The organism is Cyanobium sp. PCC 7001, assembly GCF_000155635.1.
Lineage (GTDB): Bacteria > Cyanobacteriota > Cyanobacteriia > PCC-6307 > Cyanobiaceae > NIES-981.
Map to the genome: position 1 here is coordinate 92756 of NZ_DS990556.1, position 15238 is coordinate 107993.

Below are 15238 nucleotides of genomic sequence, written 5' to 3' on the forward strand. Positions count from 1 at the left end.
AACCTAAAGATGGCCTCGGAACCATCTCCGACCAAAGGAGTCAGAGCGGTGTAGCAAATGTCACCACGTCAGGGTGATGCTGCCCCGGATCCCTTTGCTCAGCCCTGCTCAGTCGTAACGACGCACCCGCACGGGAATGAGCACGGGTTGCATCATGCCGCCGCCGCCGTTGTCGTCATCGGAATCGGTGGTGAGCCAGAAGGCCAGTCCGAGCATCCCGAGAACACCGATACACAACAGCGCTTCAGCCATGAAGTTCCCGGCAATGCTCGGATGCTAGCCAGAACGTCCGGGTGTGGTGTTGTGACGGCCACCGTTGCAGCAGAACAGGCCTCGGAAGCCTTCTGGCCTCCGACGCCTTGCTCCTCAGAAGGAGAAGGTGGTTTTCAGCATGCCGCCGAAGCTGTCATCCGCCCCGGTGTTCTCGATGTAGAAGAAGGCGGGTGTCACGGCGATGTTGTCGGTGACCTGCCAGTTGTACCAGAGCTCGTAGGCCAGGTTGTCGTCACCGTCCGCGCCGTCGACCCAGAGGCTGTTGCTGCAGGTTCCCACCGTGCCGCACTTGCCCCCGTCCACCACTCCGACACTGCCGAGGGCCATGCCGAGGCTGTTGCCCTTGATGAACACGTCATCCCAGGTGAGGCCCACCATCCAGCTCCAGGCCTCGTCGCTGGAGCGACGGTCGATGTCCGACCAGCCGAGCCCGGCGCTGATGGAGGGTGCCCAGCCGGCTTCCATCGGCTGCCAGTAGCCGCTGACGGCCACGTTGTTGCTGGAGCTGGTGGGGAAGACCTCGAACGGATCCGAGTCTGAGTAGGTGTAGGCGATGGCACCGCCCCAGTTCTCCCCGATGTAGCCGCCCTGTGCGGTCACGATGAAGTCGCGCCCGGCGCCGACGCTGGAGTCGGAGGCGGCACCGATGTCAGAGACGTAGGCCAGGGTGAAGGCCCAGCCTTCCCTCTGCCACTGCAGGCCGGCCCCAGCACCCTGGGTCTTGTTGTAGGTGGCCTGGGCGCCGGCGTAGTTGAAGATGTCGAGGCCCATGTCCACCGGATAGGCGGTGGGCCAGAGCACGATGTCGTCCTGGGCGACGTTGGCACCCACGGTGGCGATGACGTTCTCGCCAATGGGGAACTGATAGAAGAGGCGATCGATGAAGACGGAGTCGGCGGCGTCTTCCTCACCGAAGCTGATGCCCAGGGCGGAGTTGCCATTGCCGAACACCGAGCTGCCGAAGTTGCCGGCTCGTAGGGTGGTGCGCAGCAGGTCCTTGCCGCTGAAGCTGGTGTCGAAGCTCAGCTGCACGTCGTAGTTGGCGGTGACGTTGTCGCCGAAACCGGTGTTGCCGACGCCGCCGAGCACCATCGTGGCCTGGCCGCTGAGCTTGGTGGTGGTGGAGAACTGGCTGGCCTCCAGTTCACCCACCTTGGCCTCGAGGCCGTCGACGCGGCCCTTGAGGATGGCGAGCTCCTTCTCGAACTCGGCCATCAGGCGCTTGAGCTCATCGGTCACCTCGGTGACGCGATCGAGGCAGGCGTTGAGCAGGGCGGCCGCCTCGAAACGTGTCATGGCCCGCTGGCCCTTGTAGGTGCCGTCGGGATAGCCGGCGACGCAGCCGTAGCGCTCGATCAGGTTCGAGAGGGCCTGGTAGGCCCAGTCGGTGGGCTGAACGTCGGAAAACTGGGAGATGCTGGTGACCTGCTCCTGGGAGGCGTACTGGTTGACGCCGTCCATGTTGAGCTCGGTCCTGATCTCAGAAGCCGTGGCGGCCACGGGGGCCAGCAGGCCCAGAGCTGCGGGGGCCAGGAGCAGGCGGTGGAATCGGTTCATGGGAAGGGACCACCCGGGAAGCGCCCAGGGCGAATCACAGAATGATAATGGTTCTCAGTTGATGCGTCACCGGATCGGGTCCGGTGGCTCCTCCGGCCCAGCCACGGGGCACTCCAAGCTGGGGCCACTGCGCAGGCGGCGCCTGGGCCATGAGGCTGAAGCCGCCGTGACCAACGGGGATCGCCGCAGCGGTGAACCCTCAGCCGAAGCCCTTGCCGGCGTCCCTGGCCACACAGGCCTGGAGCTGGCGGCGCAGCTGGGCGTGGTCGAGATCCTTGCCGATCAGCACGATCTGGTTCTTGCGCGCGGCGCTGGGCCAGTCGGAATCGTCGATCGAGAAGCGCTTGCCGGCCAGGTGGAACACATGCCGCCGCTCGCTCTCGTTGAACCAGAGGATGCCCTTGGCCCGGAAGATGCCTGCGGGCAGCTGGTTGTCGAGAAAGTTCTGGAACTTGCGCAGGGCGAAGGGCCCTTCGCTCTCGAACGAGAGGGAGGTGAAACCCTCGATCGCGGCATGGTCGGCAGCGGACCCGTGCTGGTGGTCATCCCCATGGGCATGGTCGTGCTCACAGTGGCCATGGTCGTGATCGCAGCCGCTGTGATCGGCATGGTCGTGACTGTGGTCGTGCCCGTGGTCATGGCTGTGGTCATGGCCGTGGTCATGGGCTGTGGATGCGGTCTGCTGGGCCACCACCCGGTCGCTTTCGAACAGGCCCACGCTCAGCAGCAGCGGCAGGGGCACCTCCCCCTTCACCGACCGCAGGATGCGGGCGTCGGTCTTGATCTGGCGCAGCTCGTCCTCCAGAGCGTCCAGCCGCTGGTCATCGACCAGATCGCACTTGTTCAGCAGGATCATGTCGCTGTACACCACCTGGGCCCGGGCCACCTCCCCGTCGAGAATCTCCGGGCCGAAGTTCTCGGCATCCACCAGGGTGATGATCGAGTCGAGCCGGGTGGTGTCCCGCAGGTCGCTGCCCAGGAAGGTCATGGCCACCGGCAGCGGATCGGCCAGGCCGGTGGTTTCCACCACCAGATAGTCGACCGGGTCGGGGCGATCGAGGATCCGGTAGACGGCATCCAGCAGCTCGCCGTTGATCGAGCAGCAGATGCAGCCGTTGCTGAGCTCCACCATGTCGTCGCCGGTGGCCACGACCAGATCGTTGTCGATGCCGATCTCGCCGAACTCATTCACCAGCACGGCGGTCTTGAGCCCCTGCTGATTGCAGAGGATGTGGTTGAGGAGTGTGGTCTTGCCGGCCCCGAGAAAGCCCGTGAGGATCGTCACCGGCAGGGGACTCGGCGGGCTCTCGGCAACGGCGCCTGGGGCCGTGCCCGTTTGGGGGCTCTCCTGGGAGCTGGCGGTGGAAGAGGGCATGGATGGAGGGAAACTGCGGGGGCGTCTAGAGGCTGAATTCAGCGATGCCGCCACCGATCAGCACATCGCGGTAGGTGTTGTCGGAATTCTTCCAGCGCCCGAAGGCGTTGGGGTTGAAATAGAGATGGACGAACTTCTGGCTGGCTTCGAGGCTCGGCTCGGCCCGGCGGTATCCGGGTGTGCCGGCGGGCAGCCAGTTGCGGTATTTGGCCCGCTGACCGGAGGACCAACCGAAACGGCCGGTGCGGTTGTTGCGCTTGAGGCCGATCCAGAGTCCGCAGTCATCGGCGGCGATGGGCGAGAAGCGCTTGGTGAGGAAGCGGTTCTCCCTGCGGTTGTTCACCGTGGCGAGATCGCCCCCCAACCGACGGGCCCGCTTGCGGGCCTTCTTCCAGCTCAGGGGGCCTTCGAGCAGAACGTAAGCGCTGCGCTTGCGGGTGAACACCCGGAAGCCGCGACCGGTGAGCCGGTCAACAACCTCGCTCATGCTGCGACGCCCATGCTGCTGAGCCCGAAACCTACGACGACGCTCCCCTCAGGCTAGGAGCTGCGGGATGGAGAAAGCGGTGGAGAAGAGGCATAGCCCTGGCGCTGCTGGCAGGCCTGGCACAGACCGAAGAACTCCAGGGTGTGGAACAGGGGCAGGAATCCCCCGAGCTCGCCCTGGGGCAACGTCAGGCCGTGCACCGGGCAGCGGTCCAGGCGCTGGGTGTGGCCGCAGTCCACGCAGGTGAGGTGGTGATCGTCGCGCTCGGTGGGGGCGAACAGGGCCTCGCCGCTGGGCAGATGGCGGCAGCGCACCAGTCCCCACTGCTGCAGCTGGCGGTACACCGTGGCCAGCCCCATCGGCGTGGCGCCCGCCCGCAGCAGGGCGTGGAGATCCTGGCCCGACAGCTCCTCTCCGGCCTGGCGCAGCGCGTCCAGCAACCGGCTCTGCCTGGCATTGAGCTTCGGACCCACGGACCTGCGATCAGTGGAGCCGTTCTAGCCCGCAGGCAGCCATTGCACCTGACTCACCGGCCTGGGCAGCGGGCGCAGTTCCAGGCTGGCCGCGTCGATCAGCACGGGCTGGGCCGGGGCCGGTGGGGCGTCGATCCCCCCGAGCGGGCGCAGGGCCGCCAGCAGCTGCTCGCTGCTCGGGTCGTACTGCAGTCCGGTTCCGGGCTCCAGTTCCCAGCCCTCGAGCCGGCGGCGGGCCAGCTCCGTGCCGCGGCGGTCCAGCACCAGGATGGAGAGCTCGGGTTCGCCTCGGCCCTCCACCAGCAGGGCCCAGACCCGCTCGCCGCCACGGCTGCAGGCACTGGCCACCACCGCCTGGCTGCCGAGCCACAGCTGCTGCGGGGCCCGGCCCGGCTCCACCAGCTCGAGGGAGCGGCGGAAATCCGGCCAGTGCCGCAGCAGCACCGCCCGGCCCGCCTGCGGGCAGAAGCTGCTCAGATCGCGGCTGCCGGGCAGGGTCTGGCGGCGGGGCGGGCGCGGCGGCAGGGTTTCGAGATGGAGTCCGTCGGTGTCCGGCACCACCACGGCGCCACCCCCCGGCAGCAGCAGCATCGGCCCGCTTGCCTGCCACGGGAGCGGCCTGCTGCGCCCCTGGGGCCGCCCATCTCCCCTGGGGCGCAACAGCAGGGCCGTGCTGCCAGCCTCCTCGAGGCTGCCGCTCTGCACCAGGAGCTCGCCGCGGCGGTTGCTGCTCAGATGGGCGAACGTCACGGCCGGGTCGCCCAGGGGCTGGGGCGGCTCCACCTGCAGGGTCACCAGGCCCTGGTCCTGGCTGGCCAGATTCCGCTGCCGCAGGGCGATGGTCCACAGCCGCAGCTGCCCCGAGGGGTCGCGGCTGGCGGCGGCCACGCCGGATCCATCGCCCAGGGGCACGGCCACGGGGATGGCGGGCCACACCGGGCTGATCGGTGTCCAGCGGCCATCGTGATCCCGGACCTGAAGCTGCTCTCCGCCGGGTTGGCTCACCACCGCCAGCAGCCGCGGCCGTGGATCCCACAGCCAGCGGCTGGCGGGCAGGGCCAGGCCCCGGCGATCCCTGCCCGACAGGTCGAGCTGCAGCGGCTGGCGCAGGGTCTGCCCTTCGGCGAGGCTGAGCAGCAGGCTGTCGCCGCTGCCGAGCCAGCGGTGCGCGAGCGGCGGATCGAGGCGGCTGCCGCTCTGGAGGCTGGCCGGATCCATCGGCCGGCTGAAGCGCGCCTGCAGGGCGGCGGGCCCGGAACTGGCCGGCGCATTGCCGAGCCCCTCCAGCCTCGGTGGCAGCCGCAGCAGCAGTTGCTGCTGGATCACCGCCAGCACGGCCGGCACGGCCAGCGCCGCCAGCAGCGGCCGATGGGGTGGGGCGATCGGCATCAGGGCTCCAGCGGCCGTTCCGGCCGCGGAATCGGGCGGATCTCTTCCGGCACCACCACCAGGCGGCCGGAGTCCACCGCCATGGTGCCCTTGATCGCCAGCCACTGGTCCGCCTGGGGCAGGGGCTCGCCGGCAGGCCAGCGCACCGGCAGCCCCACCGGGGTGGCATCGGCCAGGCAGCAGCGCACCAGCAGGCGGGCCAGCTGGGGCGCCTCGCCGGGCACCGGCAGCACGAAGCCGCTGATCCGGGCGGGATCGCCGGCGAACAGGGCCGGATCGGGCTGGCTGCGCAGCAGCCGCACCCAGTCGGTGAGGCTGCGCTGGGCCGGCGGCAGCACGAAGCTGAGCTCCGCCTCGGCCGTTTCATCGCTCGGTCGCTGACTGGCCAGATCGGCGAAGGAGGGGTTGGGGGGGAGCAGCAGCAGCAATGCGGCCATGGCAGCGGTGAGCAGGTCGCGCCAGGCCGTGCCGCGTTCCGGCCGCTCGGTGGGGCCGGCCAACCGCAACAGGGCCAGGGCCAGCAGCAGCAGCCCCGCGCCCCACACCAGCGGATGGAAGGCTTCGCGCAGCAGGAGATCCAGGCGCCCGTCGGCGGCGCTGCGCAGCAGCACGGCGGCCCAGAGGGCCAGGGGCACGGCTTGCAGCAGTCGGCCCGCGAACCTCCCCATCACAGCCTCCAGAGGTTGATCCACTGCCCGATCAGCAGCACCAGCAGGCTGGCTCCGGCCGCCGTGAGCACCAGGCCCCGGGGCCGGAACAGCAGTCCGAGCAGGCCGACCAGCTTCAGGTCGATCACCGGACCCAGCAGCAGAAAGGCCAGCAGCGCGCCGGGGGTGACCTGGGCGGCGAAGCCCAGGGCGAGGAAGGCATCCACGCTGGAGCACACCGACACCACCAGGCTGAGCAGCATCAGCGCCAGGATCGACAGGGTGGGGGCGGCTCCCACCGCCAGCAGCCACTGGCGCGGCAGCAGGCTCTGCACCAGGGCGGCGATGGCGCAGCCCATCACCAGCAGCAGGGCCAGGTCGGTGAACTCCCGGCTGCCGTGCCGCAACACCGTGGCCCAGCTGGGCCGCTGCACGGGTTCCGGCGGCGCCATCGGGGCGGTGAGGCCCACCAGGCCGGTGCGCCGCTCCAGCAGGCTCACCTGGCTCAGGGGCTGGTTGATGCGCCGTTCCTCCAGCAGGTCGGCGCGGAACAGCTCCCCCTCCGGCAGCTGGCGCAGCACCAGGGCCAGTCCGAGGGCCAGCACCACTGCCCCGAGGGGGCGGGCCAGCAGCATCCAGGGCTGGTCGGGAAAGGCCGCCCAGGTGCTGGCCAGCACGATCGGGTTGAGCACCGGCGCGGCGAACAGAAATCCCAGGCCTGTGCCCACCGGTGCCCCCCCCACCAGCAAGCGCCGCGCCACCGGCACGTTGCCGCACTCGCAGGCCGGCAGGGCGAAGCCCAGGGCCGCTCCGGCCAGCGGGCCCCACACGGGGTGGGAGGGCAGTCGCCGCAGCCACCTCCCGCCGGGCGCGAAGCGCCGGGCCAGGGAGGCGATCGCCACCCCGATCAGCAGGAAGGGCAGCGCCTCCAGCAGCAACCCCTGGAACAGGGCCCAGGCGGTGGCCAGGCGGGTGAGGCTCACGGCTGGAACCAGGAGGGCACGGCCTCGTAGCAGGCGGCATTGCGGCTGTTCTCCCGCGCCTCGGTCCTCCAGCAGCAGGTGCGGCCGCCGTCCCGCTCCAGCAGCAGCGCATTTGCCCACTCCCACACCAGGGCGGCACTGGCTTCCATGCCCACGTTCTCCATCACCCGCAGATCCAGGGCCCCGGCCGCATGCAGAGCCTGCCATTGCTCCAGCAGGGGATCGTCGGCATTGGCCAGGAAGGTGTGGTCGAACTGGGCGGCCAGCTGCGCCTCCAGGGGCCTGAGGCTGGAGAAATCCACCACGAAGCCGCAGGCATCGAGGCGATTGGCGGCGAACCAGAAGGTGAAGCCGCGGCTGTAGCCGTGCACGAAGCGGCAGTGCCCGGGATGGCGCCACTGCCGGTGGCAGCAGGGGTAGCCCCGGAAGGTCTTGCTGCAGCTGTGGGCCGCGGGAGACGGCATGGAGGAGGATTGCCGCAAGCGGCAGAGCGGTGGCCTTGGCAGCACCATTTCAGCGTGACCCACGGTCTGCCGAGGGGTCGACGGGCCCCTGGCCATCGGCCGACGCCCTGGCGCAGGTGCTGCGCTTCAACGCCGACGGCCTGATCCCCGCCGTGGCCCAGGACTGGCTGGATGGGGCCGTGCTGATGGTGGCCTGGATGAACCGGGAGGCGCTGGAGCGCACCCTGGCCACCGGGGAGGTGCACTACTGGAGCCGCTCCCGTCAGGAGCTCTGGCACAAGGGCGCCACCAGCGGCCACATCCAGCGGCTGCGGGGGCTCCGCTACGACTGCGATGCCGACGTGCTGCTGCTCAGCATCGAGCAGGCCGGCCAGGTTGCCTGCCACACCGGCGCCCGCAGCTGCTTCTACGAGCAGGGCCCGCTGCCCACCGAGGGCGGTGCCGCCGCCCCGCCGCCGCCGGCGGATGTGTGCACCGAGCTGATGCGGGTGATCGAGGGTCGCCGCGACCGTCCCGAGCCCGGGAGCTACACCAACAAGCTGCTGGAGGGCGGCGCCAACCGCATCCTCAAGAAGATCGGCGAGGAGAGCGCCGAGTTCGTGATGGCCTGCAAGGACGACCAGGCCGACGCCATCGCCGGAGAGGCGGCCGACCTGGTGTTCCACCTGCAGGTGGCCCTGGCCCACCACGGCGTGAGCTGGCGCCAGGTGCAGCAGGTGCTGGCGGCGCGGCGTGGGGCCCCGCGAAGGCCCTGACCAGCAGGCGGCGGAGTGATCCCGATCACACGCCCGGGGCGCGACGATCACTGGCTCATCGGTCGGAGCCTGAGTCCATCCGCCAGGGGCGCCCCTCCCCGCCGCCGGGTCGTTTCTGCTCCTGCGCAGGCTCCGGCGGGCGTACCGCGCCTGAACCTGCGCCCAGAGCCGGTTGCTGCTGCAGCCACAGCAGGGTGGCGCGATCCCGGGCGCTGAGCACCAGCACGGGCTGGGCCCCGGGCACGGCGGCCATCGCGTCGGTGGCCACATCGCTGTGGCCCCACAGGCCAAAGGCATGGCCGAGTTCATGCAGTGCCGTGGCCTGGGTGGCTTCCAGCCGTTGGGCCGGACTGATGCTCACCAGAACCCGCGGCTCCAGGGCCCAGCGCTCGTCGCGCTGAACCTTCCACAGCTCCAGTTCGGCGCGGCCATGGCTGGCACGGCCACCCCGCAACGGCGGCCGGCGGCGCAGCACCTGCACCTGGGCGCGCTGCGGGTCGTCCACCACGACGATCGGCAGCAGGCTGCTCCATTCGTTCAGGGCCGCATCCACCGCCTGGCGCCAGCGTCTGTCCCAGCGGGCAGCTGGGCCGTCACTGGCGCCCGGTTCGATCCACACGCACCAGATGTCGCGGCGCGGCCAGCCGAGATGGGTCGGGCGGATCCGGTGGCGGTAGTCGCTGGCCTGGACGGCCGCTGGAGCCCCAGGGCGGGAACCCGGCTCGGGCGGAGGCACCGGCAGGCTCTGCTGCAACCGCGGGCAGGCTTGAGCGGCCCGGGCCTGCTGCGGGGCTGCGACAGCCGCAAGCAAGAAGGCCGGAAGCACCAAGCCCGTGAGGCCCAGCAGCGGAGACAGCCGGCGAAGCAGCATCGGCGGGGTGTCAGGAAGGTGAAGGGGAGCGAAACGCCCATCCCTGCATGCAGGACAAGCTCAGCCGGCGGCTGGCAGCCCCACCCCCCTCGCCATCAGGGTGGCCAGCAGCGGAATCAGGGCGAACCCGGCCAGCTCGATGTTCAGAATCCAGCCGAGGCGAACGGCCAGGGCCTCGCTCACCTGGGGCAGCTCGCCCTTGCGCAGGGGGATGGCCCAGAGGATGTAGGTGATCGTGGGGTACAGCGACAGGGCACCCACCGAGAGGTAGAGGCCCACCTTCCACCAGAACAGCGGATTTTCGGTGTAGAAGCTGCTTCCCTGGCCGTACACCAGCACCCGCAGGATGCCGCTGCCCAGCAGGGCAAGGGCGGCGAGGCCGTACACGATGTCCGTGATCACCATCAAGGTGGCGTTCTGCCGGCTGGGGTTGGGCGCGATCAGCCGGCGCTCGAGCACCAGGGCGCCGAAGCACACCATGAAGCTGAGGTAGTGCACATAGGCCACCCCGGCTCTGGGCAGGACACCGTCAGGCAGGTCGAAGGGAAGTGCGGCCAGCAGTGCCATCCCAGGGTTGTGAACAGCGTGGGATGTTAGCGGTTGCTTCCGATCTGCGTTGGTGCGCGTGGCCGTGTGATGCTGAAGTGTTGCTGAAATTCAGCACTAGATCGGAAAGTTGGAAGCTTTTCCGCTGGTTTCTTGTTTGGCCTGAAAAGTCCGTAGCTTCATTTCATTGGGTACGGAAACCATGGCTAGCTCGTTGAGCGCTTATCTGGGTGAGATCGGCAGGCATCAGCTGCTCACACCCGAACAGGAGCTCACCCTGGGCCGCAAGGTGCAGGCCATGGCCGTGCTGCAGGAGCGTTGCCGCGAAGCCGGCGGTCAGGGACCTGCCTGCGAGTACGACGACAGGGAGAAGCGCGTGCTGCGGTTGGGGGAGCGGGCCAAAAATCAGATGATCACGGCGAATCTCCGGCTCGTGGTGAACCTGGCCAAGCGCTACCAGAACAAAGGTCTGGACCTGCTGGATCTGATCCAGGAGGGCACCCTCGGCCTCACCCGCGCCGTGGAGAAGTACGACCCCACCCGCGGTCACCGTTTCAGCACCTACGCCTACTGGTGGATCCGCCAGGGACTCAACCGGGCGCTCTCCACCCAGAGCCGCACGATTCGGATTCCCGTCAATGTGAACGAAAAGCTCACCCGCCTTCGCGCCGCCAAGGCCCGTTACCTCCAGTCGCACGGGGTGTCGCCGAGCCCGAAGGCTCTGGCAGGGGAGATGCAGCTGCCGCTGGCGGAGGTGGAGGAACTGCTGGGCTGCGAACTGCGCAGCATCACCGTGAGCCTGCAGGGGGTGGTGAAGTCGAAGGCAGATCCCTCCGAACTGGTGGATGTGCTGCCCAGTCCGGAACTGGCTCCGATGGAGCGGGCCGAACTGGCCGAGCGCAGCGCCTCGGTGTGGAAGCTGCTGGAATCCTCCAACCTCACGCCGAAGGAGCGCACGGTGGTGATGCTGCGCTTCGGTCTGGATGGGAGCCACGAATGGCGCACGCTGGCTGAAGTGGCTCGCCAGCTCGACTGCAGCCGCGAATATTGCCGGCAGGTGGTGCAGCGGGCGCTGCGCAAACTGCGGAAAACCGGCATCGAGTGCGGCCTGGTGGAGGCCTGAGGGCCCCCCACAATGTGAAGGTCGGCCGCTGCTGCTGTCCGTGTCCCAGTCTGTTGAATCCGAGGTGCTCGAGGGCGAAGTTCTCGAGAGCACCGTGGTGGATGAAGCCCTGCTGCTGAAGCTGTTGCGCCGGGCAGGCCGCAGCCTGGCGCGGCCGGCCCTCGAGTGCCTCGAACTGCTGCTGGATGACGACACGCCCGCCCCGGCCAAGCTCACGGTGCTGGCGGCCCTCACCTATCTGCTGGTGCCGCTCGATCTGATTCCCGATTTCATTCCTGTGGCTGGATTCAGCGATGACCTCGTGGCCCTCACCGCCCTCCTGGGCATCTGCGGCCGCCATCGCACCGAGGCGATCCGGCTGCGGGCGCAGCGCAGACTGGATCGCTGGTTTCCCCTGGGCCGCTGATGCCGATGGCCAGCCTCAGTCCTGATCAGCTCGACGAGCTTCAGGCCTTCCTCAAGGACTGGTTGCGCCACACCGGCCGCACCCAGGCGGATCTGCGCCGGGCGCTGCAGGCCAGTTCGATCCGGATGCCGGTGCTGCTGGAGACGCTCCAGCGCACCTATGCCGGTGAGGGACTGGCGGGTCTGGCAGGCCGGTTGTGTGCGATCGAGGAGCGCTGGCAGCGTGAAGCCGCTGAAGGGGTGTCCGGATCATCGGCCCCAGGCCCCACCGGCGGGATCGAAGAAACCTCGCTGGGCCAGCTCGATCTGTTGTTGCAGGAAATCCGCGGGGAGCTGCACGACTGAACCGGTTTCGCCAGAGTGGGGCCATCGCGGTGTCTACCGGTCATGGTTGCCTTCAATGCCCTGCTGCTCGCCAGCCTGATGGTTGCCGGGGCTCTGCTGGCGCCCCGCCATGGTCTGGCCCAGACCGAGAGCTTCCTGCTGGGGCCTGGAAGCACGGTGGGCCCCTCCACCAAGGTGAAACCCACCAATTGCGTCACCGCGCCGGATGGTGCCATCACCTGTGACACCGAGCTGGAGAATCCGCCCGGCGACACCCAGGCCCGCCCCCAGTACGAGCTGTTCCAGAACTGAACGGCTGAGCCGGCAACCCCGGAGTGTTGATGCAAGATATGGGCGCCGTCGCCCCATGACCCCTGCCCCGGTTTCGTTCCCTGGTCAAACGGCTGTTTGACGACGTCAACTACCTCTATGTGATCGATCGCGCCGAACAGCAGCTCGCCAAGCTGCTGGGCCTGGTGCTGGTGGTGGTGATGGCGGCCGCCACCTGTCAGTTGATCTGGCAGGTGGTTCTGGCGCTGAGCGTTCCGGAGACGCCGTGGCTCGGCGACAAGCTCAACCGGGTGCTGGGTGATCTGCTCAACCTGCTCATTGCGGTGGAGGTGCTGCAGAACATCACCTCCTATCTGCGCCGTCATGTGGTGCAGATCGAGCTGGTGCTGCTCACGGCGATGACCGCCGTGGCCCGGAAGGTGATCGTGCTGCCGGCCGGTGCCGAGAGCAAGCCCCAGTTGCTGGCGGGCCTGGGCGTTGCGGTGCTGGCCCTGGCCGCGGCCTACTGGCTGGTGCGGTCCCTCACCCTGCGGAAGCCTCCTGAAAGAACAGGGCCAGCCATACGGATCCGGGGGCGGGGTCAGTAGCCACCACCCGGTGGCGCCGGTGCGGAGCGATCAGAACGCTGTCACCAGGGCCCAGGCTGCGGGGCACCTCCTCATCGGCGAACTGGAGCAGGGCCGATCCCTGCAGCAGGGTCACCCATTCGCTCTCCGGCTGGTCGTACCACTGACCGGGGGGTGTGGAGGCCGTGCAGGAATGGATCCGTTCCAGTCTCCAGCCCTCGCCCTGGACCAGCACCTCGGTGCATTCCTGGCCTTCGGGAGGGCAGGGACCACGCAGCAGGTTGGAGCCGGCGGGCAACGGAGCCCGCTGCTCCCCCCAGCGCCGACCGATCTCGAAGCCACAGTCGCGGGCCAGGGCCACCACCTCGTGGTGATGGGAGCAGTCCCTCAGAGCGTCACGCAGGGCCGGGTCCGCCTCGGTGAGCGCCACGAAGGCATTCAGCTGGCGCACTTTCTGGAGAAATTGCTGCAGTTGGGCTTCAGCCACGGCTGGGGTCACCGCCAGCAGGCAGGAGAGACAGGGGCTTGATCATCCGCCACCGGAGGAACTGTTCGCCCCCGAGTTCCACGTTTTCCTCCGCCTCCATGGTCCAGCCCCGCCGGAGCAGCAACGGCCTCGAGAGCTGGCTGGCTTCGGTGCGCAGTTGGGGAACGCCAGCAGCGCGGGCGTGGGCTTCCAGCCGCTCCAGAATGGCCGTGGCGTGCCCCTGCCGGCAGGCTGAACCCCGGCAGTAGAGCAGAGCGAGGCGATCGGAGGGATGGAGGATGCCGAATGCTTCCAGGCAGGACGGATTGCCCTCCCTGTGGATGCCCAGGCCGTAGCCCGCCGCCAGGCAGCGGGCGATCACATTGCTGCGCTGGGCATGGCCTGACCAGGCCGCAATCTGAAGGGGTGTGTAGAGGTCAACGGCCTGGGTCGACACCGCGTCCTGATACACCGCCAGCAATTGATTCAGATCCCTGGCTTCCAGGATGCGCAAGCGGTTCATCCACCCGGGGGGTGCTGGCCGTGTTCTATCACCTGGCGCACCCTCCTGCTTGTCGGGGGCCTACGCCGGGGTGAATTTCTGTTCCGCCAGCCATGCTCTCTCACGATCCTTGTCATGCGCATGCGGTGATGTACATTTGAGATGTCACAGAGGGAAGATTCCCCCTACTGCCACCCCGATCGATGCTCACCGGATCTGAACTGCTCGCCAAGGTCAAGGAACTTGGTGATGTGACCAAATCGGAGATCGTCCGCGCCTGCGGTTACGTCTCCACCAAGAAGGATGGGGGAGAGCGCCTCAACTTTACGGCGTTCTATGAAGCCCTGCTGGAGGCCAAGGGTGTTGAGCTCGGCGGTTCCGGCAAGGTCGGCAAGGGTGGACGCAAGCTCAGCTACGTGGCCACCGTTCAGGGCAACGGCAACCTGCTGATCGGCAAGGCCTACACCGCCCTGCTGGACCTGAAGCCCGGTGACGAGTTCGAGATCAAGCTGGGCCGCAAGCAGATCCGCCTCATCCCCGCCGGCTCCACCGACGAAGACGAGGATTGATCCGTCCCACTCCCTGACATCCGGCCGGGAGCCGGCGCCGCCTGCCAGTCGCCACCGGGCTTCTGGCAGGCTTTGTTGTGGTTCTGGAGCTTCGGCCCGTGATGCAGTCCTGGTTCAGACGCGCCGCCGTGGCGCTGCTCATCATCGGTCTGGTTGTGTCGCTTCCGGTGCAGGCCGCTTCAGCAGCGCTGCCTGCGGCCGATGGAGCCAGGCTGTTTGAGAATCATTGCGCCGGTTGTCACCTCAACGGCGGCAACATCATCCGCCGCCGCAAGACTCTCCGGCTGGCTGCCCTGGAGCGCCAGGGGGTGGCTTCGGAGCAGGCGATCGCGGCCATCGCCGCGGCCGGTGTGGGCCAGATGGGTGGCTACGGCGATGTGCTCGGAGACGACGGCGTTGTGGCCGTGGCCCGCTGGGTGTGGGAGCAGGCCCAGGCGGGCTGGCCGCGCAGCTGACAGCCGCGGCAGACCTCGCGGATTCAGAACGCCTGAATCCAGGGATGCACCTCCAGCCGGGTCCAGATCCCCTGGCGCCAGTACACATCGTTGTGCAGCAGCGCCTCCACCTGCTCGCGGGACTCCGCCTCGTAGATGCCGAACACATGGGTGCTGCCTTCCGTCGGCCCCAGGGTGATCAGGGTGCCGGCTTCCTGTTGCTGCTTCAGGCCGGCGAGGTGTTCCTCGCGGAAGGGAGCGCGTTTCTCCAGGGCATTGTCGCAGTAGGTGCCCCACAGGACGAAGCGGGCCATGGCAGCGTTGTGGCTCCGCTGACCCTATCGGGGCCGGTCTGGAAAGCGGAACGAGGTGGCGGCCCGCCGTTCGGTTCGCTGGCCTGGCAGTGATAGGACTGGTCTCACTGTTGTCCCGTCTGCGAACCGATGCCCAAGTCCAAGCACGTTGCCGCTCTGATCATTCTGGTCGCCGGCGTCTTGGCGTCCGGGTTGCCGGCCCGGGCCAACATGATGGACTTCATGATCCGCAAGTACTGCCTGGCAGCCGTGAATGATGAGGTGAAAGCCTCCGGCAAGCCTGCTCCAGCCGGCATGGCCGACTACACCTGCGACTGCGTGGTGCAGGAGATGAAGAACCGCAAGACCCAGGAACAGGCCAAGGCGATCTGCAAGGCCCGCACGGCCAAGAAGTACAACCTCTGATCGTCCTGAACGCCGGGGT

23 protein-coding genes are annotated in these 15238 nt (G+C 68.4%); 9 read left to right on the forward strand and 14 right to left on the reverse strand.

Going from position 1 to position 15238, the window contains the following annotated elements; genetic code table 11:
• Positions 1-108 precede the first annotated feature (108 nt).
• The 9 genes from CPCC7001_RS15410 to CPCC7001_RS14890 form a co-directional block, all read right to left on the reverse strand.
• Entirely contained in the window at positions 109-252 is a 144-nt protein-coding gene (locus CPCC7001_RS15410) for a hypothetical protein (RefSeq protein WP_006910725.1), read from the reverse strand.
• A gap of 114 nt (positions 253-366) precedes the next feature.
• Positions 367-1830 carry an iron uptake porin gene (locus CPCC7001_RS00430; RefSeq protein WP_006909950.1) on the reverse strand — a complete coding sequence of 488 codons (1464 nt, stop codon included), beginning with the start codon at positions 1828-1830 and terminating at the stop codon, positions 367-369.
• 199 nt (positions 1831-2029) lie between these two features.
• Positions 2030-3205 (reverse strand): GTP-binding protein, encoded by a 1176-nt coding sequence (locus CPCC7001_RS00435; protein ID WP_006910051.1) that lies wholly within the window; start codon positions 3203-3205, stop codon positions 2030-2032.
• Between the two features lie 25 nt (positions 3206-3230).
• On the reverse strand, positions 3231-3692 hold the full coding sequence (locus CPCC7001_RS00440; RefSeq protein WP_006910235.1) for a lectin-like protein: 462 nt from the start codon (positions 3690-3692) through the stop codon (positions 3231-3233).
• 53 nt (positions 3693-3745) lie between these two features.
• Positions 3746-4165: a Fur family transcriptional regulator gene (locus tag CPCC7001_RS00445; RefSeq protein ID WP_006910444.1), complete on the reverse strand. Its 420-nt coding sequence runs from the start codon at positions 4163-4165 to the stop codon at positions 3746-3748.
• Positions 4166-4189: 24 nt separating this feature from the next.
• The gene (locus tag CPCC7001_RS00450) at positions 4190-5554 is read right to left on the reverse strand and encodes a hypothetical protein (protein WP_006911739.1); all 1365 of its coding nucleotides are present in this window, start codon (positions 5552-5554) and stop codon (positions 4190-4192) included.
• Positions 5554-6222 carry a TIGR03943 family protein gene (locus CPCC7001_RS00455; RefSeq protein WP_043368416.1) on the reverse strand — a complete coding sequence of 223 codons (669 nt, stop codon included), beginning with the start codon at positions 6220-6222 and terminating at the stop codon, positions 5554-5556. The genes CPCC7001_RS00450 and CPCC7001_RS00455 overlap by 1 nt, the downstream gene beginning before the upstream one ends.
• On the reverse strand, positions 6222-7184 hold the full coding sequence (locus tag CPCC7001_RS00460) for a permease (RefSeq protein WP_006909169.1): 963 nt from the start codon (positions 7182-7184) through the stop codon (positions 6222-6224). Before CPCC7001_RS00460 ends, CPCC7001_RS00455 begins: the two co-directional genes overlap by 1 nt.
• On the reverse strand, positions 7181-7648 hold the full coding sequence (locus CPCC7001_RS14890) for a 6-carboxytetrahydropterin synthase (protein ID WP_043368417.1): 468 nt from the start codon (positions 7646-7648) through the stop codon (positions 7181-7183). The genes CPCC7001_RS00460 and CPCC7001_RS14890 overlap by 4 nt, the downstream gene beginning before the upstream one ends.
• A 107-nt stretch (positions 7649-7755) precedes the next feature.
• Here CPCC7001_RS14890 and hisIE point away from each other — a divergent pair, with 107 nt between their 5' ends.
• The gene (gene hisIE, locus CPCC7001_RS00470; RefSeq protein ID WP_043369218.1) at positions 7756-8403 is read left to right on the forward strand and encodes a bifunctional phosphoribosyl-AMP cyclohydrolase/phosphoribosyl-ATP diphosphatase HisIE; all 648 of its coding nucleotides are present in this window, start codon (positions 7756-7758) and stop codon (positions 8401-8403) included.
• Between the two features lie 55 nt (positions 8404-8458).
• Here the strand turns inward: hisIE and CPCC7001_RS15415 are convergent, their stop codons facing one another.
• Together CPCC7001_RS15415 and CPCC7001_RS00480 are read right to left on the reverse strand one after the other, a co-directional pair.
• Positions 8459-9214, reverse strand: a complete 756-nt coding sequence (locus CPCC7001_RS15415; RefSeq protein ID WP_225867128.1) for a peptidase — start codon at positions 9212-9214, stop codon at positions 8459-8461.
• Between the two features lie 120 nt (positions 9215-9334).
• Entirely contained in the window at positions 9335-9841 is a 507-nt protein-coding gene (locus CPCC7001_RS00480) for a DUF2214 family protein (protein WP_006911653.1), read from the reverse strand.
• 181 nt (positions 9842-10022) lie between these two features.
• Here CPCC7001_RS00480 and CPCC7001_RS00485 point away from each other — a divergent pair, with 181 nt between their 5' ends.
• From CPCC7001_RS00485 to CPCC7001_RS00505, 5 genes are all read left to right on the forward strand, one after another.
• Positions 10023-10943, forward strand: a complete 921-nt coding sequence (locus CPCC7001_RS00485; RefSeq protein WP_043368418.1) for a sigma-70 family RNA polymerase sigma factor — start codon at positions 10023-10025, stop codon at positions 10941-10943.
• A 40-nt stretch (positions 10944-10983) separates the two neighbouring features.
• Positions 10984-11349, forward strand: coding sequence for a YkvA family protein (locus CPCC7001_RS00490; protein ID WP_006909268.1), 366 nt, complete (start codon positions 10984-10986; stop codon positions 11347-11349).
• Between the two features lie 5 nt (positions 11350-11354).
• Positions 11355-11693 (forward strand): hypothetical protein, encoded by a 339-nt coding sequence (locus tag CPCC7001_RS00495; protein ID WP_006909532.1) that lies wholly within the window; start codon positions 11355-11357, stop codon positions 11691-11693.
• Positions 11694-11735: 42 nt separating this feature from the next.
• Entirely contained in the window at positions 11736-11984 is a 249-nt protein-coding gene (locus tag CPCC7001_RS00500; protein WP_006909442.1) for a hypothetical protein, read from the forward strand.
• Positions 11985-12103: 119 nt separating this feature from the next.
• Positions 12104-12550 (forward strand): phosphate-starvation-inducible PsiE family protein, encoded by a 447-nt coding sequence (locus CPCC7001_RS00505; protein WP_006911160.1) that lies wholly within the window; start codon positions 12104-12106, stop codon positions 12548-12550.
• Here the strand turns inward: CPCC7001_RS00505 and CPCC7001_RS00510 are convergent.
• Both CPCC7001_RS00510 and CPCC7001_RS00515 read right to left on the reverse strand, forming a co-directional pair.
• Complete coding sequence (locus CPCC7001_RS00510; protein ID WP_043369222.1) at positions 12486-13016, reverse strand: Nif11 domain/cupin domain-containing protein; 531 nt, start codon at positions 13014-13016, stop codon at positions 12486-12488. The genes CPCC7001_RS00505 and CPCC7001_RS00510 overlap by 65 nt on opposite strands.
• Positions 13009-13518, reverse strand: a complete 510-nt coding sequence (locus CPCC7001_RS00515) for a hypothetical protein (protein WP_006911406.1) — start codon at positions 13516-13518, stop codon at positions 13009-13011. Before CPCC7001_RS00515 ends, CPCC7001_RS00510 begins: the two co-directional genes overlap by 8 nt.
• 182 nt (positions 13519-13700) lie before the next feature.
• On the opposite strand from CPCC7001_RS00515, the gene CPCC7001_RS00520 reads away from it, so the two are divergent.
• Positions 13701-14066: an AbrB family transcriptional regulator gene (locus tag CPCC7001_RS00520; protein ID WP_006909361.1), complete on the forward strand. Its 366-nt coding sequence runs from the start codon at positions 13701-13703 to the stop codon at positions 14064-14066.
• Positions 14067-14167: 101 nt separating this feature from the next.
• A complete protein-coding gene (locus CPCC7001_RS00525; RefSeq protein ID WP_043369224.1) occupies positions 14168-14521 on the forward strand; it encodes a c-type cytochrome in 354 nt (117 codons plus the stop codon).
• Positions 14522-14544: 23 nt separating this feature from the next.
• Here the strand turns inward: CPCC7001_RS00525 and CPCC7001_RS00530 are convergent, their stop codons facing one another.
• Positions 14545-14814, reverse strand: a complete 270-nt coding sequence (locus tag CPCC7001_RS00530) for a YciI family protein (RefSeq protein ID WP_006910921.1) — start codon at positions 14812-14814, stop codon at positions 14545-14547.
• 129 nt (positions 14815-14943) lie between these two features.
• On the opposite strand from CPCC7001_RS00530, the gene CPCC7001_RS00535 reads away from it, so the two are divergent.
• Positions 14944-15219, forward strand: coding sequence for a hypothetical protein (locus CPCC7001_RS00535; RefSeq protein ID WP_006909360.1), 276 nt, complete (start codon positions 14944-14946; stop codon positions 15217-15219).
• Positions 15220-15238: the final 19 nt, after the last annotated feature.